The following is a 382-nucleotide window of genomic DNA, read 5'->3' as shown; positions in this document are numbered from 1 at the left end:
CTCTATTTTTAAAAGTGTTAGCATAGGCATATCCCATAATTTTACCATCTATTTCTGCTACTATATAAGGATACTTTTTTACTATACTAGCTATCCTATTTTTAAACTCTTCTAATGTTGGCACCGTATATTCAAAAGTAATAGCTGTATTTTCCACATATGGGCGATAAATTTGCAAAATTCTTTCAGCATCATTTAAATTAACCAATCTAATTTTAGCCTTTTCCATGAATTTTCACATCCTTATCCCGTTCAAATTCTCTTAACCATTCTTTTTCCTTATCAGAAAATTCATACTCTTCCAGCAAATCCGGCCTTCTTTGATAAGTTCTTCTTAAAGATTCTTTTTTTCTCCATTCAGCAATCTTTTGATGATTCCCAC

Annotated in this window: 1 protein-coding gene and 1 pseudogene; both read right to left on the bottom strand. The window is 30.9% G+C overall.

Annotated features, from left to right (window positions below):
* The coding region (locus tag CP355_RS10115; RefSeq protein WP_143468963.1) for a GNAT family N-acetyltransferase at positions 1–229 on the bottom strand (229 nt) is incomplete at its 3' end.
* Positions 216–382: pseudogene (locus CP355_RS10110) on the bottom strand (tRNA (guanosine(37)-N1)-methyltransferase TrmD); the annotation flags it as partial. The pseudogene CP355_RS10110 and the gene CP355_RS10115, both read right to left, overlap by 14 nt.

The sequence above is a fragment of the Lactobacillus sp. UMNPBX4 genome, assembly GCF_002554115.1.
In the GTDB taxonomy this organism is placed as follows: domain Bacteria; phylum Bacillota; class Bacilli; order Lactobacillales; family Lactobacillaceae; genus Lactobacillus; species Lactobacillus gallinarum.
Note: the sequence above shows the minus strand (reverse complement) of the source record. Positions and strands in the feature narration are given on the sequence as shown.